This window comes from Micromonospora craniellae, from assembly GCF_014764405.1.
Lineage (GTDB): Bacteria > Actinomycetota > Actinomycetes > Mycobacteriales > Micromonosporaceae > Micromonospora > Micromonospora craniellae.
Genome location: NZ_CP061725.1, coordinates 4,862,556 through 4,887,537 on the forward strand (window position 1 = coordinate 4,862,556; position 24,982 = coordinate 4,887,537).

The window sequence follows — 24,982 nt, forward strand, 5'->3', positions numbered from 1 at the left end:
AACAGACCTACCCACCACCGCGGCGCGCTCAGCCGATCAGCGGGCGGAAGGTGCCGAGCACGACGCTGACGCCCAACGCGGTGAAGGCCAGCGCCATCGCGACGACGACCAGCAGCCAGTCGGCCGCACCGAAATGCTGCCGGCGGGCGACGGTACGCGGAACCCCGGCGTCGAAGCCGCGCGCGTCCATCGCGACCGCCAGCCGGGTGCCCCGGCGGATAGCACCGACCAGCAGCGTGAACGCGGTGGACACGAACAACCGCAGCTTCGCCACCGGGTTGCGCCCCGCCTCCACCCCGCGTGCGCGACGGGCCATGACGATCATCTGCCACTCCTGCCCGAGCAGCGGCAACAGCCGGAACGCCGCCAGCGCGCCGATCGCGAACCGGGCCGGTGCGCGGGCGTTCTGCACCAGCGCGTCGGCCAGGTCGGTGGGATCGGTGGTGGCGAAGACGATCACGCCGGGCAGGGCCACCGCGAACAGGCGCAGCACCAGGCCGAGCGCGGTGAGCAGCACCGCCGAGGTGACCACGACCGGTCCGGCGTCGAGCAGTACCCGTCCCGACCGGTCCGCGGCGAAGAGCACCAGGGTGACCAGGACGCCACCGGCGGCGGCCAGCAACGGCCACACCCGGCGGAACAGCACCCGGTAGCGCACGCCGAACAGCGGCAGGACCGCCAACTCGATCGCGATCGCGATCGCCGGTGCGACCGGGTCCAGCGTCGCCAGCAGCGGAAACGCGAACAACAGCGCCGCCGCCAGCTTGGCCACCGGATTGCGTCGGGCCAGCGGCGCATCCGGCCGGGCGACCGGTTCGAGGTCGATCATCGGTAGCCCGCCGGAGCCGCCGATGGCGGGACTCCCGGGTCCGGTGAACGCGTCAGCGTCAGGGTCTGGTCGGCCAGCGCGGCGACGAAGTCGGCGTCGTGGGTGACCGTCACCAGGGCATGACCGGCGTCGCGTAGCTCCGCGAACAGGTCCACCAGTTCCCGCCAGGTGCGCCGGTCCTGGCCGAAGGTGGGCTCGTCGCAGATCAGCAGCCGGGGCGCGGTGGCCAGGGCGGTCGCCACGCTCAGCCGCCGCGCCTCGCCCCCGGAGAGGGTGTACGGGTTCGCGCCGGCCAGCCGGTCCAACCGCAGCCGGTGCAGCAGCTCGTCGACGCGCCGCCGGACCTCCGTCTCGGTGGCACCGGTACGCCGGGGGCCGAGCGCCAGTTCGTCGAAGACCGTGCCGGTGACGAACTGGTGCTCCGGGTCCTGGAACACCGAGCCGATCCGGCGTGCCAGTGCGGGCGCACGCCATCGGTGCGGTGGTGTGCGAGCGTCTGCGCCGGCCAGGCCGGCACCGGCGACCAGGTGCCCGGTGCCCGGTCTGCGTAGCCCGCCGAGTAGCCCGGCGAGGGTGGACTTGCCGGCGCCGTTGGGGCCGAGCACGGCGAGCGCGGCACCGGCGCGTACCGCCAGGTCGGTGGCGGCCAGCCGGGGCGGCTGGCCGAGCCGGTCGGCGGTGAGCAGCACCTCGCCGGGTCCGGTGGTGGCCCGGCGGGGCGGGATCTGGCGGCCGGGCACCCAGACGCCGTCGGTGGCCAGGGCGTCGCCGTGGGCGGTGAAGACGGCCTCCGGCGGGCCGTCGACGCGGACGCCGCCGCCGGCGTCGAGCACCACCACCCGGTCGACCAGCGAAAGGGCGTCGGCCACCCGGTGCTCGACCAGGATCAGGGTGGTGTCGCCGTCCACCGCGCGGGCCACGGCGGCGCGGACCAGGTCGGCCCCGGCCGGGTCGAGGTTGGCGGTGGGCTCGTCGAGCAGCAGCAGGGCGGGACGCAACGCGAGCACCCCGGCCAGGGCGAGCCGCTGCTGCTCGCCGCCGGAGAGCGCCGCGGTGGGGCGGTCCCGCTGGTACGGGAAGCCGACCCGATGCAGCGCCTCGTCCACCCGGGGCCAGATCTGTCCGGCGGGTACGCCCCGGTTCTCCAGCCCGAACGCCACGTCGTCGCCGCTGCGGGCCATGACGAGCTGGGACTGCGGATCCTGGAACACGATGCCGACCCGCTCGCGGACCTCGGCCGGTGCTCGGCCGTCGATCTCGATGGTGCCCTCCTGCTCACCGGAGTCCTCCGGCAACAGCCCGGCCAGCGCGGCGAGCAGAGTGCTCTTGCCGGCGCCGGAGGGCCCGAGCAGCAGTACCCGCTCGCCGCGTCGTACCCGCAGGTCCACGCCGCGTACCGCCCAGGCCCGTCGCCCGGCGTGGCGCCAGCCGAAGCCGCGCAGCCGCACCTCGCCCACCTGCCACCCCCGCTTCTCGCACCCGCCCCATTGCTGGCCCAGAGCCAGCCGTACCGGCTCCATCGGGCGAGGTCAGACCAGGTTCCGGTCCCGGCCGGCGGGGAAGCGGTCCAGGACGCCGGTGCCGGCGAGCGCCTTGGTGAGCGCGTAGCCGCCGGCACCGGCGATCACGGTGGCACTGAGCACGGTGAGCAGCGCGTACGGGATGCGGTAGGTGCCCAGTTCGTACGCGGCGTTCCAGACGAAGAAGTCGAACAGCGCGGCGCCGAGGCCGGTCAGCGCACCGGCGAGCAGCGCCGTCGGCAGTCGGAACGAGCGGTACCGGAAGGCGGCGAAGGCCATCTCCGCGCCGAGGCCCTGGATCAGGCCCTGGACGATGGTGATGCCGCCCCACTCGGAGCCCAGCAGCGCGGAGATCGTCGCCGCGACCGCCTCGCAGAACAGCGCGGCACCCGGCTTGCGGATCACCAGCCCGCCGAGCACCGCCGGCACCAGCCAGACGCCGTACATGACGGCCTGGCTGGCTGGGAAGAAGGCGAAGGCCGGGTCGGCCGCCCGCCAGAGCAGGCCCCAGGCCCAGAATATGACACCGAAGCCGACGGCGATCACCGCGGCCACGACGATGTCGACGGTGCGCCACCGGGTGGTGGTCGGTTGGCTCATGAGTTGCTCCCCAGTCCAGTGTCGAACCAGGCAAGACGCACGCCGCGCCCGGCGTGGCCGGGCCGTGGCGGGCTGGAGGTGGACCGAACTCCCTGCGCTGGCATTACCCAGATCAGGTACGGAGGGTCTGCGGGCGGACCCGCACTCTCAGCGCTGTGCGCTCCCCTGTCGGAGGTGGTGTTGTCCCGCCGACGCTAACACCTTCGAAGATTGACGGACAATGTGATCTACGCAGGTCATGCCGGGTGTCGACGGCCGGTGCGCCCGGCGGTGGCCGCCGGGGGCGGGAACCCGCCCGGTTTTGTGACATTCATCGACGCCATCGGTGCCGGACGGTAATCTCAGGCCGCCGATCCACGAGGGCCGAGAGGCGACAGGGTGAGCACAGACACGGACCATGCCGCGTCGGCCGGTGAACCGGAGAGCCGCCCGACGGGCGTGGCCACCGAGGAGCGCCCGACCCGCCCGGCCGGTGGCGAGCCGCCCCGGCGCTGGCTCGGCGACCGGATCGGCTCGGTGGAGATCCTGGCGGGCCTGCTGGTCCTGCTGATCATCTTCCGTGACCCGCTGGCCGAAGCGCTGGACGATCCCCGCATCCAGACGTGGACCACCGTGTTCGTCTCGATCATGGTGCAGGCGGCGCCGTTCCTGGTCTTCGGTGTCCTGCTCTCCGCCGTGATCGCGGTCTTCGTACCCCGGTCGTTCTGGGCCAGGGCGCTGCCCCGGCACCCGGCGCTCGCGGTGCCGGCGGCCAGCGCGGCCGGCGTGGTGCTGCCGGGCTGCGAGTGCGGGTCGGTGCCGATCGCGGGGTCGCTGATCCGCCGGGGCGTCACCCCGGCGGCGGCGCTGGCGTTCCTGCTGGCCGCCCCGGCGGTCAACCCGATCGTGCTCGTCGCCACGGCGGTCGCCTTCCCCGACAATCCCGAGATGGTCCTCGCCCGGGGAGTCGCCAGCCTGGTCGTGGCCATGATCATGGGTTGGCTCTGGCTGCGGCTCGGTCGGACCGAGTGGATCAAGATGCCACGCCGCCCGGAGCTGGACGACCCGCGTCGGGGCCGGGCCTTCTGGGCCGCCGTGCGGCACGACGTCACCCACGCCGGTGGCTTCCTGGTGCTCGGTGCGATGGCCGCCGCCAGCATCAACGTGCTGGTGCCGGAGCGCTGGCTCCAGACCCTCGCGGACAACGCCTGGCTGTCGATCCTGGCGCTGGCGCTGCTCGCCGTCCTGCTCTCGCTCTGCTCCGAGGCGGATGCCTTCGTCGCGGCCTCGCTGTCGCAGTTCTCCCTCACGTCCCGACTGGTATTCCTGGTGGTGGGGCCGATGGTCGACCTCAAGCTGATCTCGATGCAGGCCGGTGTCTTCGGCCGGCGGTTCGCCTTCCGGTTCGCGCCGGCCACGTTCGCGGTCGCCCTGCTGGTGGCCACCGGAGCCGGGATGGTGCTGCTGTGAACCGGCAGGCGCAGGCGGTGATCCTGCTGCTGCTCGGCGGGGCGGTGATCCGGGCCAGCGTCACCGACCTCTACCTGCGGTACGTCAAGGAGGGGCTGCGCCCCTTCCTGATCGCCGCCGGTCTGCTGCTGGTGGTCGCCGCGGTGATGACCCTCTGGTACGAACTGCGTCCCTCCGCGCCCCGCGCGGCGACCCCGACCGGCGGCGGGCCCACCGGCCCGGCGAGCGGTCCCGCCACCGTGGCGACCGACCACGACGGCCACGGTCACCACGAGCCCCGGGTCGGCTGGCTGCTCATCCTGCCCGTCCTCGGGCTGCTGCTGGTCGCCCCGCCGGCCCTCGGGTCGTACGCGGCGGAGCAGGCCGGCACCGCGCTGAACGCCCCCCGGGAGTCCGACTACCCGCCCCTGCCCGACGGCGACCCGGTGCAGGTCAGCGTGCTCGACTACGCCTCCCGGGCGCTGTTCGACCGGGGCGCCTCGATCGGCGACCGGCGGGTGGTTCTCACCGGTTTCCTGGCCACCGGCGCCGGTGGCGAGCCAATCCTGGCCCGGATGGTGCTGTCCTGCTGCGCCGCCGACGGACGGCCGATCAAACTCGGGCTCACCGGCGACGTACCGGTCGGGCTGCCCAACGACAGTTGGGTCGAGGTGGTCGGCCGCTACAGCGACCGGCTCGGCCGGGACCCGGTCAACGACGCCGAGATCCCCTATCTGGAGATCGAATCGTGGCGGCAGGTGCCGGTGCCCAAGCGCCAGTACGAGTAGCCTGCCGGACATGCACGTCGACGCCCGAGGTCTGCGGTTCGAGATCCGTCCCGGCGGCCCCGAGTCGGGTGAGCCGGTGCTGCTGCTGCACGGCTTCCCGCAGCACTCCGGCGAGTGGGACGCGGTGGTGCCCACCCTGCACGGTGCGGGCCTGCGCACGTACGCGCTCGACCAGCGGGGCTACTCGCCGCAGGCGCGGCCGACGGAGGTGGCGGCGTACCGGCTGGGGGAGTTGGTCGCCGACGCGGTGGCGGTGCTCGACGCCCTCGGTGTGACGCAGGCGCACGTGGTCGGCCACGACTGGGGCGCGATCGTCGCCTGGGCGCTCGCCGCCGGCCACCCCGACCGGGTACGCACGCTGACCGCCGTCTCCGTGCCGCACCCGGCCGCCATGGCGCACGCGCTGGCCAACGACCCGCAGCAGAAGGCGCGCTCGGCGTACATGCTGCTGTTCCGGCAGGCGGGCGTGGCCGAGAAGACGCTGCTGGCCCTCGACGCGCTCGGGCTGCGGCGGCTGCTGCGCGAGGTCGGCGACGACGCGCGGGTGGCCGCGTACGCCGACCCGCTGCGCGAGCCGGGCGCGCTTACCGCGGCGCTGAACTGGTACCGGGCGATGTCCCGCACCGAACTGGCGGCGGTCGGCCCGGTGTCGGTGCCGACCACCTTCGTCTGGAGCGACCGCGACGTCGCCATCGGACGGACCGCCGCCGAAGCCTGTGCCGCACACGTGAGCGGCGACTACCATCTCGTCGAACTGCCCGGAGTCAGCCACTGGATCCCGGACGAGGCGCCCGCTCCGCTGGCCGAGGCGATCCTGGCCCGAGCCCGCCCGACCGCCTGAGAACAGTCCGCGCGGAAAGCTGAGTGAGGTCGTCGGGTGGCGGCGATCCGTGAGAGGCGGGGGAGAGAGCATGACGCTGAGTGCCGAGGGCTACCTGGCCGAGGTGACCGCGACGATGACCCGGGTGGCGGGCAGCCAGCGGGAGCAGGTGGCCCGGGCGGCCGACCTGGTCGCCGAGGCGATCCGCGCCGACGGGGTGGTGCACGCCTTCGGCACCGGTCACTCGGAGGCCCTGGCGATGGAGATCGCCGGCCGGGCCGGCGGGCTGGTGCCGACCAACCGGATCGCCCTGCGGGACGTGGTGCTGCACGGCGGGGAGCCGGCCGACGTGCTGGGCCCGAAGCTGGAGCGGGACCCGTCGGTCGCGCACCGGCTCTACGACCTCGCTCCGGTCGGCCCGCGTGACGTCTTCGTGCTCGCCTCGAACTCGGGTGTGAACGGGGCGATGGTGGAGTTCGCCTCGCTGGTCGTCGACCGGGGGCACCCGCTGGTGGCGATCACCTCCGCTGCGCACTCGGCCCGGATGGAGTCCCGGCACCCGTCCGGGCGCAAGCTCGCCGACTTCGCCGACGTGGTGCTGGACAACGGCGCCCCGTACGGCGACGCGACCCTGCCGCTGCCGTCCGGCGGCGCGGTGGGCGCGGTCTCCTCGATCACGGCGGCGTTGCTGGCCCAGCAGATCGTGGTCGAGGTGGTGGCCCGGCTGCTGACTGCCGACGAGCAGCCGCCGGTCTATCTGTCGGCCAACATCGCCGGCGGCGACGCGCACAACGACGCCCTGGAGGCCCGCTACGCAGGGCGGATCCGACGCGGTTCCTGAGCCGGTTTCGGGTGGTGCGCGGCGGGGCATCTGCGTTCCGCCGGTCGGGCCATCCGGCCGGGTGGAGCGTGTTCCCTCGGAGGTTCGCGGTGTCCAAGGAGACCGAGAAGCAGCGATGGCAGCGAAACTTCGCTGACCTGCTTCAGGAGTTACGGGTCGCGCAGACCGGCGTGCAGATCCTCTTCGCCTTCCTGCTCACCCTGCCGTTCAGCAACGGCTTCACGCGTACCACACCGTTCCAGCGGGACGTGTACGTCGTCGCGCTGATCGCGGCGGCTGGCGCCACCGCGATGATCATCTCGCCGGTGGCGTTCCACCGGGCGTTGTTCCGGCAGGGTCGCAAGCCGGAACTCGTGCAGTTCGCGCACAGGATGGCCAGCGCCGGTCTCGCCTTCATGCTGGTCGCGATGGTCAGCTCGGTGCTGCTGATCACCGACTTCGTGCTCGCCCGGCCGGTCGCCTTCCTGCTCAGCGCGGTCACCGGCCTGTGGTTCCTCACGTTCTGGGTGATCCTGCCATTCGTCCGTCGAAACTGGGGTGACGACGACATCGACGACGAGGAGGACCCGAGCGGGCTCTCCCCGGCCTGAACCGCAGGAGCGGGGCCGGCCAGGCGATGGATAACCGTGACTACCTCTGGGTAACAGACGCGGGTAGCCTGCTGAACAGGCGGAACAGTCCGAATGCCGGATCCAGCCCCGGGGGTTGCCGTGGCCATCGCCGAGTACCAGCGTCCACCCGTAAGCGCCAGCCAGCACACCGACCCGCCGCCCGACGCGGCGGGTCGGGCGTCCGAGAAGCAGGTGTCCGAGAAGGAGGCCCGCCAGGTAGCCGAGGCGGCCCGGCAGAGCACGTGGGATCGGCCGAGCTTCGGCAAGGAACTCTTCCTGGGCCGGCTCCGGCTCGACCTGATCGACCCGTGGCCCCGGCCCGACCCGGCGGAGGACGAACGGGCCGGTGAGTTCCTCGCCCGGCTGCGCGCGTACGTCGCCTCCGAGGTGGACGGTGCCGCCATCGAGCGGGACGCCCGCATCCCCGACGAGGTGTTCCAGGGCCTGGCCGGGCTCGGCGCGTTCGGCATGAAGATCAGCCGGGAGTACGGCGGGCTCGGGCTGAGCAACCTGCACTACTGCCGGGCGTTGATGCTGGCCGGCTCGGTCAGCCCGGCGATCGGCGCGCTGCTCTCCGCACACCAGTCGATCGGCGTGCCGCAACCGTTGAAGATGTTCGGCACCGACGAGCAGAAGCAGCGGTTCCTGCCCCGGCTGGCGGCCGGCGAAGTATCCGCGTTCCTGCTCACCGAGCCGGACGTCGGCTCCGACCCGGCCCGGTTGGGCACCACCGCCGAACCGACCCCGGACGGCACCGGCTACCGGATCAACGGCGTCAAACTGTGGGCCACCAACGGCACCGTGGCCACCCAACTCGTGGTGATGGCCCGGGTGCCCAGGACCGACGGCCGCAAGGGCGGCATCACCGCGTTCGTGGTCGACGGCGACGCCGAGGGCATCACCGTCGAGCGCCGCAACGAGTTCCTCGGCCTGCGCGGCCTGGAGAACAGCCTGACCCGCTTCCACGACGTGTTCGTGCCCACCGAGAACGTCATCGGCGGCGAGGGCAAGGGGATGCGGATCGCGCTGAGCACCCTGACCACCGGCCGGCTGTCGCTGCCGGCGATGTGTGTGGGCGCCGGCAAGTGGGCGCTGAACGTGGCCCGCGAGTGGTCCGCCGAGCGGGTCCAGTGGGGCCGTCCGGTCGGCGAACACGAGGCGGTCGCGCAGAGGCTCTCCTTCATCGCCGCGACCGCGTACGGCATGGAGACCATGCTTGACCTCTGCTGCCTGCTCGCCGACGACGACCGCAATGACATCCGGATCGAGGCGGCGCTGGTGAAGCTCTACGCCAGCGAGATGGCGTGGCGGATCGCCGACGAGCTGATCCAGATCAGGGGCGGCCGGGGGTACGAGACCGCCGACTCGCTGGCAGCCCGGGGCGAACGGCCGGCCGCCGTCGAGCAGATGCTGCGGGACCTGCGGATCAACCGGATCTTCGAGGGCTCCACCGAGATCATGCACCTGCTCATCGCCCGCGAGGCGGTGGACGCGCACCTCTCCGTGGCCGGGGACATCATCGACCCCGACGCCGACTGGGGACGCAAGGCCAGGGCCGGCGCGCGAGCGGGCGCCTTCTACGCCCGGTGGCTGCCGACGCTCGCGGTCGGCAAGGGCCAGCAACCCACCGCGTACGCCGAGTACGGCCCGCTCGCCGGGCACCTGCGGCACGTCGAACGCGCCTTGCGGAAGCTGGCCCGGTCCACCTTCTACGCGATGTCCCGCTGGCAGGGCAGGATGGAACGCAAGCAGGCGTTCCTGGGCCGGGTGGTGGACATCGGTGCCGAACTGTTCGCGATGAGCGCGGTCTGCGTACGGGCCCACGCCGAGCGCGCGGAGCGACCGGAGAACGTCGAACTGGCAGACCTCTTCTGCCGCCAGGCCCGGATCCGGATCGGCGCCCTGTTCACCGCCCTGTGGGAGAACACCGACTCGGTCGACGTGGTGGCCGCCAAGCGCATCCTCGCCGGTCGCTACACCGCCCTGGAGGACGGCGTCATCCCCCCACCCGCCGATCACCCCTGGGTGGCTCCCTGGGCCCCCGGCCCCTCCACCGTCCCCACCGACGCCCGCCGCCGCCTCCCCCCACCCGCCTGACCACCCACCCCTCACCCCGCCGCCCCACCGCCCCACCGCCTCCCCCCACCCTCGCCAGCCGGCCCTTCCCGCCCTCGGTATGCCGCATGTCGCACTCTCCTCCGTCGATCATGGAGTTGTGGCTGACTTATTGACCACATTCTCACCCTTTTGCGCTAACCATAAGTCCATGATCGACGGCGTGGGGTGACGGGGTCACGGTGGGGAGGGAGGGGGAGAGGTCAGCGGTGGGGGTCGCGGAGGCCGAGGCGGCGGAGTTCGAGGGCGGCCAGGGCGTTGACGGTGGTGTCGTCGCCGCGTCGCCAGGCCTCGGCGACGTCGGGAGAGATCCGGGTGAGCGTGCGCAACGGCTGACCGGCCAGGGCGCGCAGAGCCAGCAGGTCCCGGCCCGCAGGCGCGGAGGCCAGGGCCGCCGCCGACCCGGCCCGCCGCATCCAGCGTACCCGTAGCGGCAGCCAGCCGAACAACACCAGGCCGAGCGGGACGATGAGCAGCCCGACGGCCAGCGCCAGCGCCAACTGGTCGACCAACTCCTGCTGGTCACGCCCGGCCTCGGCGAGCGAGCGTGCCGCACCGGCCGCCCGCTCGAACGGGCCGGTCAGCTCGTCGCCCACCAGCGGCACCCGGCCGACCTTGCCGCCCGCGTCGGCCAGGTTGTCGGCCAGCCCACCGCCGGCCCCCTCCAGCTTCTGTCCGGGTACGGCCAGCTTCTGCACCAGATCGTGCAGCCAGAGCGCACCCCGGATCGCCGCGTACACCCAGGCGACGACGAGCAGATCGGTGAGTAACTGTCGCAGCGCGGTCGGAAAGCGATCAGCGTAGATTTTCACGCCGGACAGCGTGCCACGCCTTGCCTGATCGGGCACCCCACGGGCACCCGATCAAGCGGTACGCGGGATCAGCGGGCGCAGTTCGGGCAGGTACCGAAGATCTCCAGAGTGTGGCTGACATCGGTGAAGCCGTGCTGGGCGGCCACCCGTTTGGCCCAGTTCTCCACCGTAGGCCCGGCCACCTCCACCGTCCGCCCACAGGCCCGGCAGACCAGATGGTGGTGATGCCCCTCGCTGCACCTGCGGTAGAGGTGCTCGCCACCGGGCGGGCGCATCACGTCGATCTCGCCCGCGTCGGCCAGGCCCTGCAACGTCCGGTAGACCGTGGTCAACCCGACCCGCTCGCCGCGTTCCCGCAGCATCGCATGCAGGTCCTGGGCGCTGTGGAAGCCCTCCAGCTCGGCCAGCAGCGCACTCACCGCCGACCGCTGGCGGGTGTTGCGTACCACCGCACTCTCGCTCATGCCGGCCCTCCGCTTCGCTGCGTGCCGACATGAGGCTCCGCCGCACTGCACCTGATGATTCGCTCGCGTCGCTCGCTCATGCCGGCCCTCCGCTTCGCTGCGTGCCGACATACGTGCTGAACCCGATGAAGCGCTCGCTCATGATTCCTCCCCGGCATGGCTGACCGCGTCGGCGACGATGTGCGCGACATGCTCGTCGACCAGGGCGTACGCGATCTCCCGGCCCCGCCGGGAGCCGCGTACCACGCCGGCCCCGCGCAGCACCCGCAGGTGCTGGGAGACCAGCGGTTGCCCGACGCCGAGTTTATCCACCAGTTCGTGCACGCACCGCTCACCGCCGGCCAGCTCGCTGACGATGGCGAGCCGGATCGGCGCCGAGAGGGCGCGCAGGAGCTCGCTGGCACCCTCGTAGGCGTCATAGCCGGATCCGCTGGTCACCCTGTAACGGTAACCAATACGGAAGCGGAACCCGTGATCAGGACCGGCCGAGCACCACCTCGTGCGGTTCCGGCTCGGATACGGGTTCGGGCCGGGCGTGGCGGATCCGCCGCCAGGCGGCGGCCAGCAGGGTGACCACCACGAACGAGGCGATCGCGAGGACCACCACCGAGGCGCCCGGCGCGGTGTCGGCGAGCGCCGCCATCCAGATGCCCGCACCGGCGGCGAACAGGCCCAGGGCCATGGCCGCCGTCATGGTGCTGCGGAAGCCCCGGGTGACCTGCTGGGCGGTGGCCACCGGGACGACCATCAACGCGCTGATCAGCAGGACACCGACGGCCCGCATGGCGATCGTGACGGTGATCGCGGTGGTGATCGCGAGCAGCAGGTTCAGCGCACGGACCGGAAGCCCGGAGACCCGGGCGTACTCCTCGTTCGTGGCAGACCGCGAACAGTGCGGGCCGCAGGGCCAGCATCGCGGCCAGCACCGCCACGCCGAGCACCGCGATGGTGACCAGGTCCTCGCGGGAGGGCGTGGTCAAGGCACCGAACAGGTACGCGTTGAGGTTGGCGCTGGTGCTGTCGGAGAGCCCCACCAGGACCACGCCACCGGCGATGCCGCCGTAGAACAGCAGGGCCAGCGCCAGGTCGCCGGAGGTGCGACCGCGTTCGCGGATCAGCTCGATGGCGATCGCCCCGACGGTGGCCGCGATCACCGCCATGATCACCGGGGAGGTCTGGAACAGCAGGCCGGCACCGACGCCGGTGAGCGCCACGTGCCCGATGCCGTCGCCGACCAGCGCGAGTCGCCGCTGCACCAGGTAGATGCCGAGCGCCGGGGCGGCCAGCCCGATGATCAGCGCGCCGATCAGGGCGCGCAGCATGAACTCGTACTGGAAGAGACTCACCTTGTGCTCCACATCCCGGCGGGCTCCTCGGGGCCGTGCGGATGCACGTGGTCGTGGTCCGGCTCCGCGTGGTGCCCGGCCGGGTCCGGCACCGCGCCGTCGTGCGCGCTCTGCCCCTGGTGTACGACGATCGCGCGGTTGATCAGCGGCCGGAGCGGACCCAACTCGTGCGCGACGAGCAGCACGGTGCCGCCGTCGTCGACGAAACCGCGCAGGGCCCCGGCGAACGCCTCCTGGCTGGCGGCGTCCACCCCCGCCGTCGGCTCGTCGAGCACCAGCAGTTCCGGGCGTCCGGCCAGGGCCCGGGCGATCAGGGTGGACTTGCCGGAGCCGTTGGCGCCGAGGACCGCGACCACCTCGCCGGTGGTCACGGTCAGGGACACGTCGCGGAGCACGGGGCGGCCGTCGTAGCCGACCACCCCGTGCTCCACGGTGATGACGTCAGCGATCACGAGCAGCTCAGCGCCGTCCTCAAGGTCTGCAGGTTGGTACGAATCACCGAAAGGTAGTCCCCGCCGTTGTCCGCGGACAGACCCTCGATCGGATCGAGCACCGCGGTCTGGGCACCGACCTCCTTGGCGATGGTCTCGGCGACCTTCGGGCTGACCAGCGTCTCGAAGAAGATCGTGGTGGCGCCGTGCTCCCGCGCCTCCTCGGTGACCGCGGCAAGCCGCTGCGGCTACCGCTCGTCCTCGGGGGAGAGCCCGGTGATGCCGATCTGCTCCAGCTCGTACTTCTGCGCCAGGTACCCGAACGCGGTGTGGCTGACCACGATCTCGCGCCGCTGGCAGGTCTTCAGGCCCTCGGTGAACTCGGTGTCCAGCTTCTCCAGCTCGGTACGCAGGGTGGCCGCCCGCTGGCTGAACTCGCCGGCCCGGTCCGGGGCGACGGCGCCGAGCCGCTCGGCCAGCTTGTCGCCGATGGTGGCCAGGCGGGTCGGGTCCAGCCAGACGTGCGGGTCCTTGGTGCCGTCCGACGTCTCCTCGGCGGGCTTCTCCTCGTCGGCGTGGTCGTGACCGTGGTCGTCGTCCTCGTGGCCATGGTCGTCGTCGCCGTGGCTGTGGGTGTGACCACCGGCGGCGGCGTCGAGCAGGGGCTCCACGGTCGCCACGTCGAAGGCGCGGTCACCGGCGTTCTGGTCGACCGCCTCGTCCACCGCGGGCTGGAAGCCGTGCAGGAAGATGACCAGCCCGGCCTCGCTGATCTGACCGACCTGTCCCGGGTTCAGCTCCAGGTCGTGTGGGTGTGCGCCGGGGCGGGCCAGGTTGGTCACGGTCACCGCGTCGCCGCCGACCTGCTCGGCGAGGAACTGCAACGGGTAGAACCCGGCGACCACGTCGATCCGATCCGGCTCGGGAGCGGCCGGGCTGTCGTCGGTCGAGCAGGCGGTGACGCCACCCAGGGCGAGCAGTGCGGCCGTGGCGGTGGCCAGAGCGCGCGGAGCGGTGCGGTACGTCATGACACCGAACTCTCCGCACCGACGACAATGTTTGTCAAAACGCATGAGTGCATGTCAGAACAGCTTCACCAGGCCGACGGTGACCAGCAGGGTGAGTGCCACCAGTCGAATCGCCCGCGTCGGCGGGGTCTGCACCTGCCAGGTCGTCACCAGCAGCGTGGCCAGCACGGCGGCGATCGCCAACGTCAACAGCCCGCCGATCACGCCGGGCGCGAAGAACGCGACCAGCATCAGGAGCAGGGTGATCAGGAACACCGTCGTGGGGTTGGCCCGGGCCAGCCGGTCGGCGATCCCGCGCTGCGTACGCTGCATTCCACAGACTCTACGAGGAGGGGGCGCCGGTGCTGGTGACCAACCGGTTCGTGGTCGAGGAAGACGCCGCCGAGGACTTCGCCGCCCGGGCCCACGCAGCCCTCGCCGCGCTCTCCGCCCGGCCCGGCTACCTGCGAGGACAGCTCGTCCGGGCACTGGACGCCCCGCGCCACTGGTGCCTGGTCACGGAGTGGGAGTCGGTGGGCACCTACCGTCGTGCCCTCGGCGGCTTCGACGTCAAGATCACCGCCGTGCCGCTGCTCGCCGAGAGCGTCGACGAGCCGTCCGCGTACGAGGCGCTGGCGACCGCGGCACCCGGCGGGGACGTGGTGGTGGTCGCCAGCGATCGGGCCGCGGGTCCTTACCGGTGAGCCGTCGGGCACTACGCTGGCTTCCATGACCGCTCCCGGACCGGCAGCCCCACCACCGCACCAGCCGCTGCCCGGCCAGCAGGGACCTCAGGTCCCGGTCGAACCCGGCCCACCGCCGGCCCCGTCCGGCGTGCCGCCCACCGGCGGCCCCGGCGCGCCGTACCCGCCGAACGGTGTCGGGCTTCCGCACCCGCCCGCCGGTGCTCCCGGCCTGCCGCACCCGCCCGGTGGATCGGACCCCGGCGTACCAGCACCGCCTGCCGGGCCCGGCGTGGCCCCGCCGTTCGCGGCCCCACCGACCGAGGGGGGTCGGTCCCGGCTCTGGCTCGGCCTCGGTGCCGGCGCCCTGGCCCTGGTGCTGTGCTGCGGTGGCGGCGGTACGGCGATGGTCGGCCTGCTGGTGAGCGGGGTGCAGGCGATCGACGAGCAGGGGCGGACCGTCTCCGGCGACTACTACCGGGCCCTCGCCGACGGTGAGTTCGGCCGGGCCTACGACCAGCTCTGTGAGGACGCCCGGCGGCGCGAGTCGCGCCAGGAGTTCGAACGCCGGGCGGCTGCCGAACCGCAGATCTCCTCCTACCGGGTCGGCGAGGTGGACACCACCACGCTCACCGTGCCGGTGGACGTGACCTTCAGCGGCGGCGGTCAGGAGCGCCAGCAGGTCGTGCTCCAGCAGAGCCAGCAGACCGGTGGCATGGAGGTCTGCGGAGTCAACTGACCGACCGCAGGTAATGTGCTGGGTCCGGGACGGCCGCGGTCGTACCGTGATCCCGGACCGTTCGATCCATCCCACCGTGTCCCCGCCGACCGCCAGTCGGCGTAGGAGGAAAAATGCCAGCCGACCGTATCGACGCCGTCGTCAGCCTCGCCAAGCGTCGAGGCTTCGTCTTCCCCTCCAGCGAGATCTACGGAGGCACCCGGTCGGCGTGGGACTACGGTCCGCTCGGCGTGGAACTCAAGGAGAACGTCCGCCGGCAGTGGTGGAAGACCATGGTCCAGCAGCGTGACGACGTGGTGGGCCTGGACTCCGCGGTGATCCTCTCGCGCGACGTGTGGGCCGCCTCGGGTCACCTGGACGCCTTCGTCGACCCGCTGACCGAGTGCCAGTCGTGCCACAGGCGGTTCCGCGCCGACCACCTTGAAGAGGCGTACGAGGCCAAGCACGGCAAGCCGCTCGCCGCCCTGACCGAGCTGAACTGCCCCAACTGCGGCAACAAGGGCACCTTCACCGAGCCGCGGATGTTCAACGGCCTGATGAAGACCTACCTCGGCCCGGTGGAGAGCGACGAGGGCCTGCACTACCTGCGGCCGGAGACCGCCCAGGGCATCTTCGTCAACTACAAGAACGTCGAGACCGTCGCCCGCAAGAAGCCGCCGTTCGGCATCGCGCAGACGGGCAAGTCGTTCCGCAACGAGATCACCCCGGGCAACTTCATCTTCCGCACCCGCGAGTTCGAGCAGATGGAGATGGAGTTCTTCGTCGAGCCCGGCACCGACGAGCAGTGGCACGAGTACTGGTTGCAGGAGCGCTGGAACTGGTACATCGATCTCGGTCTGGCCGAGGAGAACCTGCGCTTCTTCGAGCACCCGCAGGAGAAGCTCTCGCACTACTCGAAGCGCACCGTCGACATCGAGTACAAGTTCCGGTTCGGCGGCACCGAGTTCGCCGAGCTGGAGGGCATCGCCAACCGCACCGACTTCGACCTGTCCACGCACAGCAAGCACTCCGGCGTCGACCTGTCGTACTTCGACCAGACCAAGCAGGAGCGCTGGGTCCCGTACGTGATCGAGCCGGCCGCCGGCCTCACCCGTGCGGTGCTGGCGTTCCTGCTGGAGGCGTACGACGAGGACGAGGCGCCGAACACCAAGGGCGGCGTGGACAAGCGCACCGTGATGCGCTTCGACCCTCGGCTGGCCCCGGTGAAGGTGGCGGTGCTCCCGCTCTCCCGCAACGAGGCGCTCTCGCCGAAGGCCAAGCAGCTCGCCGCCGACCTGCGCAAGCGCTGGGTGGTCGAGTTCGACGACTCGCAGGCGATCGGCCGCCGCTACCGCCGGCAGGACGAGATCGGCACCCCGTTCTGCGTGACGGTCGACTTCGACACGCTCGACGACAACGCGGTGACCATCCGGAACCGGGACACCATGGCCCAGGAGCGGATCGCGCTGGACCAGGTCGAGCGCTACCTGATCGACCACCTCCCCGGCTGCTGACGCGGCGCTGCTGACGTGAAAGGAAGGGCCCCCTGTTAACGCCTGGTGCATAGCAGGGGACCCTTCCTAACACCGTCAACCGCGCGGATCGCCGGTCGGTGGTGTCGGCGTCACCGATACGTCGACCCGCAACCGGACGCCGGCACCGAGGCCGCGCCGGGACTCGTACGCCTCTTCCACCGACCGCCGCACCCGGTGCGGCTCGCGGCGGATCTGTGCCGGCGTGAAGTGCAGTACCAGCACGCCGAGTCGGCTCAGCTCGTTGTGCCGGTCGAGGGTCCGTGCCCAGTCACCGGGGCGGAAGTGGTACTCCTGCGAGTCGACCTCCAGAGCCACCGCCGCCTCCGGCAGGTAGCCGTCGGGCGTCGGCACCGCCCGGCCTCCCACGTCCCGGAGCCGGGGATTCCACAGGATCTCCGACAGCACCGTGCTGGCCGCCAGGCAGTCCCGCAGCTCGGCCTCCGGTGCCGACCGCACGCCCTGCGTCACCTCGGCGAACGCCTTCCTGACCAGCGCCGTACGGCTGCGCCGAGCCCGACGGATCTCCTCGTCCAGGTCGGCGAGGTCCGCGTACCCCCGCTGCACGGCCTCGGCGACGACGGCCCGCACCGGACGGAGTTGCCGCAGGTCGCGCGCCGCGTCGACCACCGCGCGGGCCGGTGAGCACACGGGGTAGAGCGGCGTGGCGCGGGCCCGGCTGTCCAGCGTCAGGGCCCGCGAGATCACCGCGAAGCCGGCGGACGTGCGGCGTGCGTGATGCGGTACGACGAACTGCACGGCGTCGGTGCGCGGGCTCTGCCGGAAGCCGTACCAGATCAGCGCGGCGAGACCGGTCAACTGCGCCTCCGCTCCGGCGTAGAGCGCCGCCGAGATCCGCCGCTGCTCGTCGGTCAGAGCGCCGGTGACCAGGGCGTACGTCGCGGGCAGCACCCGCTGCCACAGGCCGCGTCGGGTCTGCCGGTAGAGATACATGTCGTCGAAGCCGGCGGCGAGCAGTTGAGCGCGGCTGACGATCTGCTGCTGGTGTTCGGCCAGGTCAGCGAAGTGGGGAGGATGGCTGCGCATGCCGGACAGCATCGATCGTGACCCTGTCCCGCGTCCGGCCCCCGGCCGTTCCTGTGGACAGCCGCCGGGCCTGTGGACAACCCCGCCGCGCCTCCGCCGATGTGGTATGCGTCGCGTTAGCAGGGGACCCCTGCTATGCACGAGGCGTTAGGAAGGGGCCCTTCCTTACACTTGGGCCCGTGCCGACGACCGCTTCCGTACTGCGCCCGCTGACCATCGGGCGGCATCAGGTGTGGCCGCCGGTGGTGCTGGCGCCGATGGCCGGCATCACGAACGTCGGGTTTCGCCAGCTCTGTCGGGAACAGGGCGGCGGCATCTACGTCTGCGAGATGATCACCACGGTCGCGTTGGTCGAGCGGAACCCGAAGACGCTGCGGATGATCGCCTTCGGGGCGGACGAGAGCCCGCGCAGTCTCCAGCTCTACGGCACCGACCCGGAGACCACCGCCGCCGCCGTGCGGATCGTGGTCGAGAAGAACCTCGCCGACCACATCGACCTCAACTTCGGCTGCCCGGTGCCGAAGGTCACCCGCCGTGGCGGCGGTGCGGCCCTGCCATGGCGGCGCCGGCTCTTCGCCCGCCTGGTGCGGGCCGCTGTGGACGCCGCGTCACCCGCCGGCGTGCCGGTCACCGTCAAGATGCGCAAGGGCATCGACGACGACCACCTGACGTACGTCGAGGCGGGGCTCGCCGCGCAGGAGGCCGGGGTGGCTGCGGTCGCCCTGCACGGGCGTACGGCGGCGCAGCGGTATTCGGGGACGGCGGACTGGGACGCCATCGCCACCCTCAAGCAGGCGCTGGACGTGCCGGTGCTCGGCAACGGCGACATCTGGGAGGCCGACGACGCGCTGCGGATGGTGGCGCACACCGGTGTCGACGGGGTGGTGATCGGGCGCGGCTGCCTCGGTCGGCCGTGGCTCTTCGCCGACCTGGAGGCCGCGTTCGACGGCCGTGCCGAGCGGCGACTGCCCGATCTCGGCGAGGTGGCGACGACCATGCGATGGCACGCAGAGTTGCTGGTGGAGCAGTTCAGCGTCGGGGCGCGTGACCCGGCCCGCGGCGAGCGGGACGGCTGCACCGACTTCCGTAAGCACGTCGCCTGGTACCTGAAGGGTTTCCCGGTCGGCAGCGAACTGCGCCGAGCACTGGCGATGATCGACAGCCTGGCCCAGCTCGACGACCTGCTCGGCAAGCTCGACCCGACGGTGCCGTTCCCGGTGGAGACGCTCGGCCAGCCACGCGGGCGGACCAACTCTCCGGGCAGGGTCTTCCTGCCCGACGGCTGGCTGGCCAGCCGCGACGACGACACCGTTCCGGTCGGCGCCGAGCTGGACGATTCCGGCGGCTGAGCTCCGCCGCCACCGCACCCACGCCGTGGGCCGGAGTTAGGAAGGGTCCCCTGCTATGCGCGAGGCGTTGGTAGGGGGCCCTTCCTTGCACGCGGAACGGCCGGCCCCCGTGGTGGGGGGCCGGCCGTTCGTGGTCAGGAGGTGGCGTAGCCGCGGGTGGCGATCCAGTTGGCGAGGTTGTCGATGTCGAGGTGGTAGCGGGCGTGGTGGGGGTTGGCGGAGTCGGCGATGGTGACGGTGTTGCCGTTGTCGGTGTAGCCGGTGACGCTGATGTAGTGGCCGCCTTCGAAGCTGTGGGTGGCGCCGGTGGTGTCGGTGGTGGTGCCGGCGATGTTGGCGACTACTGCGCGGCCGTCGTTGATGGTGCGGACGATGTCGTCGCGGAGGGTGTCGGTCTGGGTGGTGTTGGCGGTGGGGGTGTTGATTTCGACGGATTTGTAGACGTCCTTGCCGGTTTCGCGGTTGAGGACGGGGGTGATGTCGTTGATGGAGTCGGTGCCGTTCTCGGTGGTGCCCATGTCCTTGGCCATGGTGTGGACGTCGATGTTCTTGCCCTGGACGCTGAGGGCGTTGCGGGCGGCGGCGGGGCCGCAGTAGTAGAAGTTGGGCTGGGCTTCGTAGCGGACGTCGAGCTGGCGTTCGCTGTGGCCCTTGCGGTCGGCCTGCACGGCGACGGCGGGCTGGCCTGCCGGAGCGGCGTACGCGGTGGTGATGGGGCCGGCGATGGCGCCGCCGGTGAAGGCGAGGCCGGCAGCGGTCAGGGCAGCCTTGCGGAAGATAGCGGTACGCATGATGATCGGAACCTTTCGTTCGGGGGTGCGCGCGGCCCACATGGGGGTGTGCCGGGGCCGTGCGAAAGGGGGAAGTTCGATCCGGATCGCCGGGGGCCGCTCGCGGCGTCCGAGCCAGGTGTAACGCTGGGGGCGCCCGGTCATTCCGACCCGGGATGCACCCGGGGAGGCGTCGCGGTCATGCCATGTACAACCCCCGGCCGGGGCCGATGATTCCGCGATCGCGGTGGCCGGAGCCACCCCCGACCGGGCACGAATCGGACATCCGGGCCATGAATATCGGGTACGAACCGGATCTTCGATGGGAAACCGAATGCCCCCTCGCAGCCGGAGTGTCCGTCGGCGAGACCTCGACACCGCCTGTTACGCGCGAACCCGCCCAGGCTTGAGGCGCGGTGTTAGGAAGGGTCCCCTGCTATGCACCAGGCGTTAGCAGGGGACCCTTCCTTACATCCTGGTGTGGTCGGGGAGTGGGGATGTGCGCGTCGGTCGGCCAGGGCACCTCGGGTGCGTGGTGGAAAGCGATGCCGGCCCGGGTCCAGCGCGGACCGTGCTGTGCCAGACGCCTGCGGAAGCCCTCCCAGTCGTGGGTGCCCTGCGGCGACCAGCCCAGCTCAGCGATGGCGGGCAGGCGGGGGAGCAGCATGAACTCGATCTCGGCGAGGTTCGTCACCGATTCGGTCCAGAGCGGCGCCTCCACCCCGAGCACGGCCTCGGCGGGTACGCCGGGCAGGTGGGTGGCCGGGTCCCACTCGTACGCCCGGCGTACGTCGATGAGACCGGCCCAGTCGTGCCCGATCGGTGTGTCCGGGGCGTACTTCATGTCCAGGTATGCGTGGTTGCCGGGGGAGAGGATCAGCCGGGCCCCACGGCGGACGGCGTCGGCGGTCACCGGGTCGTCGCCATTGGTGCCCCACCATTGCAGGATCCGCCCGTCGACGTGCCCTGCCGGGGCGATCTGGTGCCACCCGACGACCGTCTTGCCGAGCCCGGCGACGATTCGTTGGACCCGCTCGACGAAACCGGCGTAGACGTCGGCGGGCACCTTGAACGCCTCGTCGCCGCCGATGTGCAGCCACTGGCCGGGGGTGAGCGCGGCGAGCTCGCCGAGGACGTCGGCGACGAAGTCGTACGTCCGCTCCTGCGCCGGGTCGACGTAGCTGAACCCGACCTCGGTGCCGGTGTACGGCGGCGGGGCGGTCCGGTCCGGTGACAGCTCCGGGTACGCGGCCAACGCGGCATTGGTGTGCCCGGGCAGGTCGATCTCGGGGATGACGGTGATGTGCCGGGCTGCGGCGTACGTCACGATACGGGAGTAATCGGCCCGGGTGTAGTGCCCGCCCGGCCCGCCGCCGACCTCGGTCGCCCCGCCGACGGTGCCCAGGTCGGGCCAGGAGTCCACCGCGATCCGCCAGCCCTGGTCGTCGGTGAGGTGCAGGTGCAGCCGGTTGATCTTGTGCCGGGCCAGGTGGTCGATCACCCGCAGCACGTCGGGTACGCCGAAGAAGTGCCGGGCCACGTCGAGCATGGCACCCCGGTGCGGGTAGCGGGGCCGGTCGAGGATCGATCCGCCGGGCAGCACCCAGCGTCGGGCGACCGGGGTGGGGCTCTCGACGTCGGCGGGCAGCAGTTGGCGCAGGGTCTGGACCCCGTGGAAGAGACCGGCGGCGGTGCCGGCGGTGAGCCGTACCCCGTCGCGGGTGACGTCCAGCCGGTAGCCCTCCGCGCCGAGGTCGGGGTCGCCGGTCAGGTCGAGGGCGATGCCTCCGGCCGGGGTGGGCGCGGTGGTGTCGGTCACCGGCAGCGGGTACCCGGTAGCGGGGCGCAGCAGCGCGGCGAGCTGCTCGGCGACGGCGAGGGCGGTGGGATCGGCGCTGACCCGGATCACCGCGTCGGCGGCGAGCAGGTGATCGGCGGTGGCGTCCGGGGTGACCCGTTCCGGGGCCGGCACCACGTCGCGGAGCCGGCCCGGTGCCGGCCGCGCGAGCAGCGCCGCCGCTTCCCGCGCGGCCGTTCCGGCCAGTTCCCCGGCGGTGCGTACCGCCTTGCCGGGCGCGCCGGCGGCGGCGGTCTCGGGGGCGGAGTTCTCGGCGGCGGTGGGCGGCGGCGTGTGGTCCGCGACGCCGTCGACCCGCGCGGCGGGTACGCCGGCCGGGTCGGTGTGCTCGGGCGGTTCCGGGGCGGTGGTGGAGGGCGTGGACACGACGACGGCTCCGAGGGGTGTAGTCGCGGCGGTTCTGGCAATGGTGCGAGCGTGACGCTGCGTGCCGTCAAGGGTACGGGGAAGTGGGCCGTTGCGTATTCGTGCACGTGGAAACGTTCCCAAAGACCGTGACGAACACCCCCGGCCGTGATTGCTGTGCCCATTGTCACCGAATGGTCCCGGGACTCGCGAAGTTCGCTTAGCCTTCGCCCACCGATCGGAAAAGTCCCGGATTGCCAGTGGTTGATGCCGGGGTATCCGGAAACTGAACCTTCGTTAAGTGTCAATCCGGGCGCGTGGGAGGCTCTGGTGACGCAGGAAACGGTCGAACGCAAGTACGTCTACGATTTCGCCGAGGGCAACAAGGACCTCAAGGACCTGCTCGGCGGCAAGGGCGCCAACCTGGCTGAGATGACCAACCTCGGCCTGCCGGTTCCGCCCGGCTTCACCATCACCACCGAGGCATGCCAGGCGTACCTCGCCACCGGTGCGGAGCCCGACGGGTTGGCCGACCAGATCGCGGGTCACCTGGCCGCTCTGGAACGGGGGATGGGCCGCCGGCTCGGTGACCCGGACGACCCGCTGCTGGTCTCGGTGCGGTCCGGGGCGAAGTTCTCCATGCCCGGGATGATGGAGACCGTCCTCAACGTCGGGCTCAACGACCGTAGCGTCGAAGGGCTGGCCCGGCAGGCCGGCGCCTCCGCCGATCCGGCCGCCTCCGGCGGCAGCGACAGGTTCGCCTGGGACTCCTACCGCCGCCTGATCCAGATGTTCGGCAAGACCGTCTGCGAGGTGCCTGGGGAGGAGTTCGAGCAGGCGCTCGACGACGCCAAGCGCGCCCGGGACACCACCGACGACCTCGACCTGGACGCGGACGACCTGCGGGGACTCGTCGACGCGTACAAGAAGATCTTCAAGGAGCACACCGGGCGGGAGTTCCCGCAGGAACCGCGCGAGCAGCTCGACCTGGCCATCCGGGCGGTCTTCGACTCGTGGAACGCGGAGCGGGCGATGGTCTACCGGAGGCAGGAACGCATCCCGGCCGACCTCGGCACCGCCGTCAACGTGGTGGCGATGGTCTTCGGCAACCTCGGGCCGGACTCCGGCACCGGGGTCGCCTTCACCCGCGACCCGGCCAGCGGCGCGCAGGGCATCTACGGCGACTACCTGGCCAACGCCCAGGGCGAGGACGTGGTCGCCGGCATCCGCAACACCGTGCCGTTGCAGGAGCTGGAACGGATCGACCGCAACTCCTACCACGAACTGCTCGACTACATGGCCCGCCTGGAGCGGCACTACCGGGACCTGTGCGACATCGAGTTCACCATCGAGCACGGCAAGCTCTGGATGTTGCAGACCCGGGTGGGGAAGCGGACCGCCGCCGCCGCGTTCGTCATCGCCGGGCAGCTCGTCGACGAGGGCCTGATCGACCTCGACGAGGCGCTGCACCGGGTCAACGGCGCCCAACTGGCCCAGCTCATGTTCCCGCGCTTCCAGCTCGACCACGGGTTCCAGGCGGTCGCCACCGGCATCGGCGCCTCGCCGGGGGCCGCGGTCGGCGCGGTCGTCTTCACCTCGGCCCGCGCGGTGGAACTGGCCGGCGAGGGCCGGGACGTCATCCTGGTCCGCCGGGAGACCAACCCGGACGACCTGAACGGCATGATCGCCTCCCGGGGCGTCCTCACCTCGCGCGGCGGCAAGACCAGCCATGCCGCCGTGGTGGCCCGGGGGATGGGCAAGACCTGCGTCTCCGGTGCCGACGAGCTGGACATCGACGTACCCGGCCGGCGGTTCACCGTCGCCGGACAGACGGTCACCGAAGGTGACGTGGTCTCCATCGACGGCACCACCGGCAAGGTCTACCTGGGTCGGGTGCCGGCCACCCCGTCCGAGGTGGTGCAGTACTTCGAGGGCGAACTCGACCCGGAGACCACGAACGACGCGCTGGTCAAAGCCGTACACCGGATCATGTCGCACGCCGACGCCGCGCGGCGGCTGGCGGTACGCACCAACGCCGATACCGCCGCGGACGCCGCCCGGGCCCGGCGCTTCGGTGCCGAGGGCATCGGCCTCTGCCGCACCGAGCACATGTTCCTCGGCGACCGGCGGGAACTGGTCGAACGGCTGATCCTGGCGCGGGAGCCGGACGAGCGGGAGGCGGCGCTGGCCGCGCTGCTGCCCTTGCAGCGGGCGGACTTCGTGGAGATCTTCCGGGAGATGGACGGGCAGCCGGTCACCGTCCGGCTCATCGACCCGCCGCTGCACGAGTTCCTGCCCCCGCTGGAACAGCTCGCGGTCGACGTGGCGGTCGCTCAGGAGCGTGGCGAGGACGTCGCCAAGGAGGAGGCACTGCTGGCCGCCGTACGCCGGATGCACGAGGAGAACCCGATGCTGGGGCTGCGCGGCGTACGCCTTGGCCTGGTGATCCCCGGTCTGTTCGCGATGCAGGTACGGGCGATCACCGAGGCGGCGGTGGAGTGCACCCGGCAGGGCCTGCGCTCCTGCCCCGAGATCATGGTGCCGCTGGTCGGCGCGGTGCAGGAGCTGGAGACGGTACGCGCGGAGGCAGAGCGGATCATCGGCGAGGTGGTCGGCGGCAGTGACATCGAGGTGCTGATCGGCACGATGATCGAGGTGCCCCGGGCGGCGTTGACCGCCGGCCAGATCGCCGAGGCGGCCGAGTTCTTCTCCTTCGGCACCAACGACCTGACCCAGATGGGCTGGGGTTTCTCCCGCGACGACGTGGAGGGTGCGTTCTTCTGGCGCTACCTGGAGCTGGGCATCTTCGGGATCTCACCGTTCGAGTCCATTGACGCCGACGGGATCGGCCGGCTGGTGCGGATCGCCGCTGAGGAGGGACGGGCGGCCCGTCCCGGGCTGAAGATCGGGGTCTGCGGCGAGCACGGCGGTGACCCGGACTCGGTGCACTTCTTCCACTCGGTCGGGCTGGACTACGTCTCCTGCTCGCCGTTCCGGGTGCCGGTGGCCCGGCTGGAGGCCGGGCGTGCTGCGGTGGTCACGACGGGCTCGGACAGCCGGTGAGCGGA

General features: G+C 71.8%; 22 protein-coding genes, 2 pseudogenes and 1 riboswitch. Of the genes and pseudogenes, 11 read left to right on the forward strand and 13 right to left on the reverse strand.

Features of this window, described 5'->3' with window-relative positions:
- Positions 1-28 precede the first annotated feature (28 nt).
- From ID554_RS22140 to ID554_RS22150, 3 genes are all read right to left on the reverse strand, one after another.
- Complete coding sequence (locus ID554_RS22140; RefSeq protein WP_117229491.1) at positions 29-829, reverse strand: energy-coupling factor transporter transmembrane component T family protein; 801 nt, start codon at positions 827-829, stop codon at positions 29-31.
- Positions 826-2,286 carry an ABC transporter ATP-binding protein gene (locus ID554_RS22145; protein WP_117229541.1) on the reverse strand — a complete coding sequence of 487 codons (1,461 nt, stop codon included), beginning with the start codon at positions 2,284-2,286 and terminating at the stop codon, positions 826-828. The genes ID554_RS22140 and ID554_RS22145 overlap by 4 nt, the downstream gene beginning before the upstream one ends.
- A 72-nt stretch (positions 2,287-2,358) precedes the next feature.
- The gene (locus ID554_RS22150) at positions 2,359-2,949 is read right to left on the reverse strand and encodes an ECF transporter S component (protein ID WP_117229490.1); all 591 of its coding nucleotides are present in this window, start codon (positions 2,947-2,949) and stop codon (positions 2,359-2,361) included.
- 71 nt (positions 2,950-3,020) lie between these two features.
- Positions 3,021-3,126, reverse strand: a riboswitch (TPP riboswitch).
- 201 nt (positions 3,127-3,327) lie between these two features.
- Between ID554_RS22150 and ID554_RS22155 the strand changes: the two genes are divergently transcribed.
- The 6 genes from ID554_RS22155 to ID554_RS22180 all read left to right on the forward strand — a co-directional run bounded on the left by ID554_RS22155 (position 3,328) and on the right by ID554_RS22180 (position 9,534).
- Entirely contained in the window at positions 3,328-4,398 is a 1,071-nt protein-coding gene (locus tag ID554_RS22155; RefSeq protein ID WP_396888399.1) for a permease, read from the forward strand.
- A complete protein-coding gene (locus ID554_RS22160) occupies positions 4,395-5,165 on the forward strand; it encodes a TIGR03943 family putative permease subunit (RefSeq protein WP_117229489.1) in 771 nt (256 codons plus the stop codon). The genes ID554_RS22155 and ID554_RS22160 overlap by 4 nt, the downstream gene beginning before the upstream one ends.
- Before the next feature lie 10 nt (positions 5,166-5,175).
- Complete coding sequence (locus tag ID554_RS22165) at positions 5,176-6,006, forward strand: alpha/beta fold hydrolase (RefSeq protein ID WP_117229488.1); 831 nt, start codon at positions 5,176-5,178, stop codon at positions 6,004-6,006.
- Between the two features lie 70 nt (positions 6,007-6,076).
- Positions 6,077-6,826: a sugar isomerase domain-containing protein gene (locus tag ID554_RS22170; protein WP_117229487.1), complete on the forward strand. Its 750-nt coding sequence runs from the start codon at positions 6,077-6,079 to the stop codon at positions 6,824-6,826.
- 89 nt (positions 6,827-6,915) lie between these two features.
- Positions 6,916-7,416 (forward strand): DUF6328 family protein, encoded by a 501-nt coding sequence (locus ID554_RS22175; RefSeq protein WP_117229486.1) that lies wholly within the window; start codon positions 6,916-6,918, stop codon positions 7,414-7,416.
- A gap of 93 nt (positions 7,417-7,509) precedes the next feature.
- The gene (locus ID554_RS22180) at positions 7,510-9,534 is read left to right on the forward strand and encodes an acyl-CoA dehydrogenase family protein (RefSeq protein ID WP_117229485.1); all 2,025 of its coding nucleotides are present in this window, start codon (positions 7,510-7,512) and stop codon (positions 9,532-9,534) included.
- A 221-nt stretch (positions 9,535-9,755) separates the two neighbouring features.
- On the opposite strand, the gene ID554_RS22185 is transcribed toward ID554_RS22180, so the two are convergent.
- The 7 genes and pseudogenes from ID554_RS22185 to ID554_RS22215 form a co-directional block, all read right to left on the reverse strand.
- Entirely contained in the window at positions 9,756-10,364 is a 609-nt protein-coding gene (locus tag ID554_RS22185; RefSeq protein WP_117229484.1) for a hypothetical protein, read from the reverse strand.
- A 68-nt stretch (positions 10,365-10,432) separates the two neighbouring features.
- Complete coding sequence (locus ID554_RS22190) at positions 10,433-10,828, reverse strand: Fur family transcriptional regulator (RefSeq protein WP_117229483.1); 396 nt, start codon at positions 10,826-10,828, stop codon at positions 10,433-10,435.
- A 138-nt stretch (positions 10,829-10,966) separates the two neighbouring features.
- Positions 10,967-11,266, reverse strand: a complete 300-nt coding sequence (locus ID554_RS22195) for an ArsR/SmtB family transcription factor (RefSeq protein ID WP_117229482.1) — start codon at positions 11,264-11,266, stop codon at positions 10,967-10,969.
- A gap of 37 nt (positions 11,267-11,303) precedes the next feature.
- Positions 11,304-12,174 (reverse strand): annotated as a pseudogene (locus tag ID554_RS22200) (metal ABC transporter permease).
- Positions 12,171-12,626, reverse strand: a complete 456-nt coding sequence (locus tag ID554_RS22205; RefSeq protein WP_117229481.1) for an ATP-binding cassette domain-containing protein — start codon at positions 12,624-12,626, stop codon at positions 12,171-12,173. The pseudogene ID554_RS22200 and the gene ID554_RS22205 overlap by 4 nt, the downstream one beginning before the upstream one ends.
- A pseudogene (locus tag ID554_RS22210) lies at positions 12,623-13,633 on the reverse strand (metal ABC transporter substrate-binding protein). Before ID554_RS22210 ends, ID554_RS22205 begins: the two are co-directional and overlap by 4 nt.
- A 54-nt stretch (positions 13,634-13,687) precedes the next feature.
- Entirely contained in the window at positions 13,688-13,945 is a 258-nt protein-coding gene (locus ID554_RS22215) for a hypothetical protein (protein ID WP_117229480.1), read from the reverse strand.
- A 29-nt stretch (positions 13,946-13,974) separates the two neighbouring features.
- Here ID554_RS22215 and ID554_RS22220 point away from each other — a divergent pair, with 29 nt between their 5' ends.
- The 3 genes from ID554_RS22220 (at position 13,975) to ID554_RS22230 (ending at position 16,527) form a co-directional block, all read left to right on the forward strand.
- Complete coding sequence (locus tag ID554_RS22220; RefSeq protein WP_117229479.1) at positions 13,975-14,316, forward strand: antibiotic biosynthesis monooxygenase family protein; 342 nt, start codon at positions 13,975-13,977, stop codon at positions 14,314-14,316.
- A gap of 211 nt (positions 14,317-14,527) precedes the next feature.
- A complete protein-coding gene (locus ID554_RS22225; protein WP_117229539.1) occupies positions 14,528-15,034 on the forward strand; it encodes an Rv0361 family membrane protein in 507 nt (168 codons plus the stop codon).
- Between the two features lie 113 nt (positions 15,035-15,147).
- Complete coding sequence (locus tag ID554_RS22230; protein ID WP_117229478.1) at positions 15,148-16,527, forward strand: glycine--tRNA ligase; 1,380 nt, start codon at positions 15,148-15,150, stop codon at positions 16,525-16,527.
- Between the two features lie 75 nt (positions 16,528-16,602).
- Here ID554_RS22230 and ID554_RS22235 read toward each other — a convergent pair whose 3' ends face one another.
- Positions 16,603-17,592 (reverse strand): type IV toxin-antitoxin system AbiEi family antitoxin domain-containing protein, encoded by a 990-nt coding sequence (locus ID554_RS22235; protein ID WP_117229477.1) that lies wholly within the window; start codon positions 17,590-17,592, stop codon positions 16,603-16,605.
- A gap of 179 nt (positions 17,593-17,771) precedes the next feature.
- Here ID554_RS22235 and dusB point away from each other — a divergent pair, with 179 nt between their 5' ends.
- Positions 17,772-18,941 carry a tRNA dihydrouridine synthase DusB gene (dusB, locus tag ID554_RS22240; protein WP_117229476.1) on the forward strand — a complete coding sequence of 390 codons (1,170 nt, stop codon included), beginning with the start codon at positions 17,772-17,774 and terminating at the stop codon, positions 18,939-18,941.
- 134 nt (positions 18,942-19,075) lie between these two features.
- Here dusB and ID554_RS22245 read toward each other — a convergent pair whose 3' ends face one another.
- Both ID554_RS22245 and ID554_RS22250 read right to left on the reverse strand, forming a co-directional pair.
- A complete protein-coding gene (locus tag ID554_RS22245) occupies positions 19,076-19,732 on the reverse strand; it encodes a C39 family peptidase (protein WP_191088602.1) in 657 nt (218 codons plus the stop codon).
- A gap of 415 nt (positions 19,733-20,147) precedes the next feature.
- Positions 20,148-21,935: a beta-N-acetylhexosaminidase gene (locus tag ID554_RS22250; RefSeq protein WP_117231178.1), complete on the reverse strand. Its 1,788-nt coding sequence runs from the start codon at positions 21,933-21,935 to the stop codon at positions 20,148-20,150.
- 306 nt (positions 21,936-22,241) lie between these two features.
- On the opposite strand from ID554_RS22250, the gene ppdK reads away from it, so the two are divergent.
- Entirely contained in the window at positions 22,242-24,977 is a 2,736-nt protein-coding gene (gene ppdK / locus ID554_RS22255) for a pyruvate, phosphate dikinase (RefSeq protein WP_117231186.1), read from the forward strand.
- Positions 24,978-24,982: the final 5 nt, after the last annotated feature.

What these genes read in the sequence shown, in the direction of transcription:
- ID554_RS22150 (WP_117229490.1), bottom strand. Translation starts at nt 2,949, where the DNA reads ATGAGCCAACCGACCACCACCCGGTGGCGCACCGTCGACATCGTCGTG.
- ID554_RS22170 (WP_117229487.1), top strand. Translation starts at nt 6,077, where the DNA reads ATGACGCTGAGTGCCGAGGGCTACCTGGCCGAGGTGACCGCGACGATG.
- ID554_RS22215 (WP_117229480.1), bottom strand. Translation starts at nt 13,945, where the DNA reads ATGCAGCGTACGCAGCGCGGGATCGCCGACCGGCTGGCCCGGGCCAAC.
- ID554_RS22245 (WP_191088602.1), bottom strand. Translation starts at nt 19,732, where the DNA reads ATGCGTACCGCTATCTTCCGCAAGGCTGCCCTGACCGCTGCCGGCCTC.
- ID554_RS22180 (WP_117229485.1), top strand. Translation starts at nt 7,510, where the DNA reads ATGCCGGATCCAGCCCCGGGGGTTGCCGTGGCCATCGCCGAGTACCAG.
- ID554_RS22230 (WP_117229478.1), top strand. Translation starts at nt 15,148, where the DNA reads ATGCCAGCCGACCGTATCGACGCCGTCGTCAGCCTCGCCAAGCGTCGA.
- ID554_RS22165 (WP_117229488.1), top strand. Translation starts at nt 5,176, where the DNA reads ATGCACGTCGACGCCCGAGGTCTGCGGTTCGAGATCCGTCCCGGCGGC.
- ID554_RS22140 (WP_117229491.1), bottom strand. Translation starts at nt 829, where the DNA reads ATGATCGACCTCGAACCGGTCGCCCGGCCGGATGCGCCGCTGGCCCGA.
- ID554_RS22190 (WP_117229483.1), bottom strand. Translation starts at nt 10,828, where the DNA reads ATGAGCGAGAGTGCGGTGGTACGCAACACCCGCCAGCGGTCGGCGGTG.
- ID554_RS22235 (WP_117229477.1), bottom strand. Translation starts at nt 17,592, where the DNA reads ATGCGCAGCCATCCTCCCCACTTCGCTGACCTGGCCGAACACCAGCAG.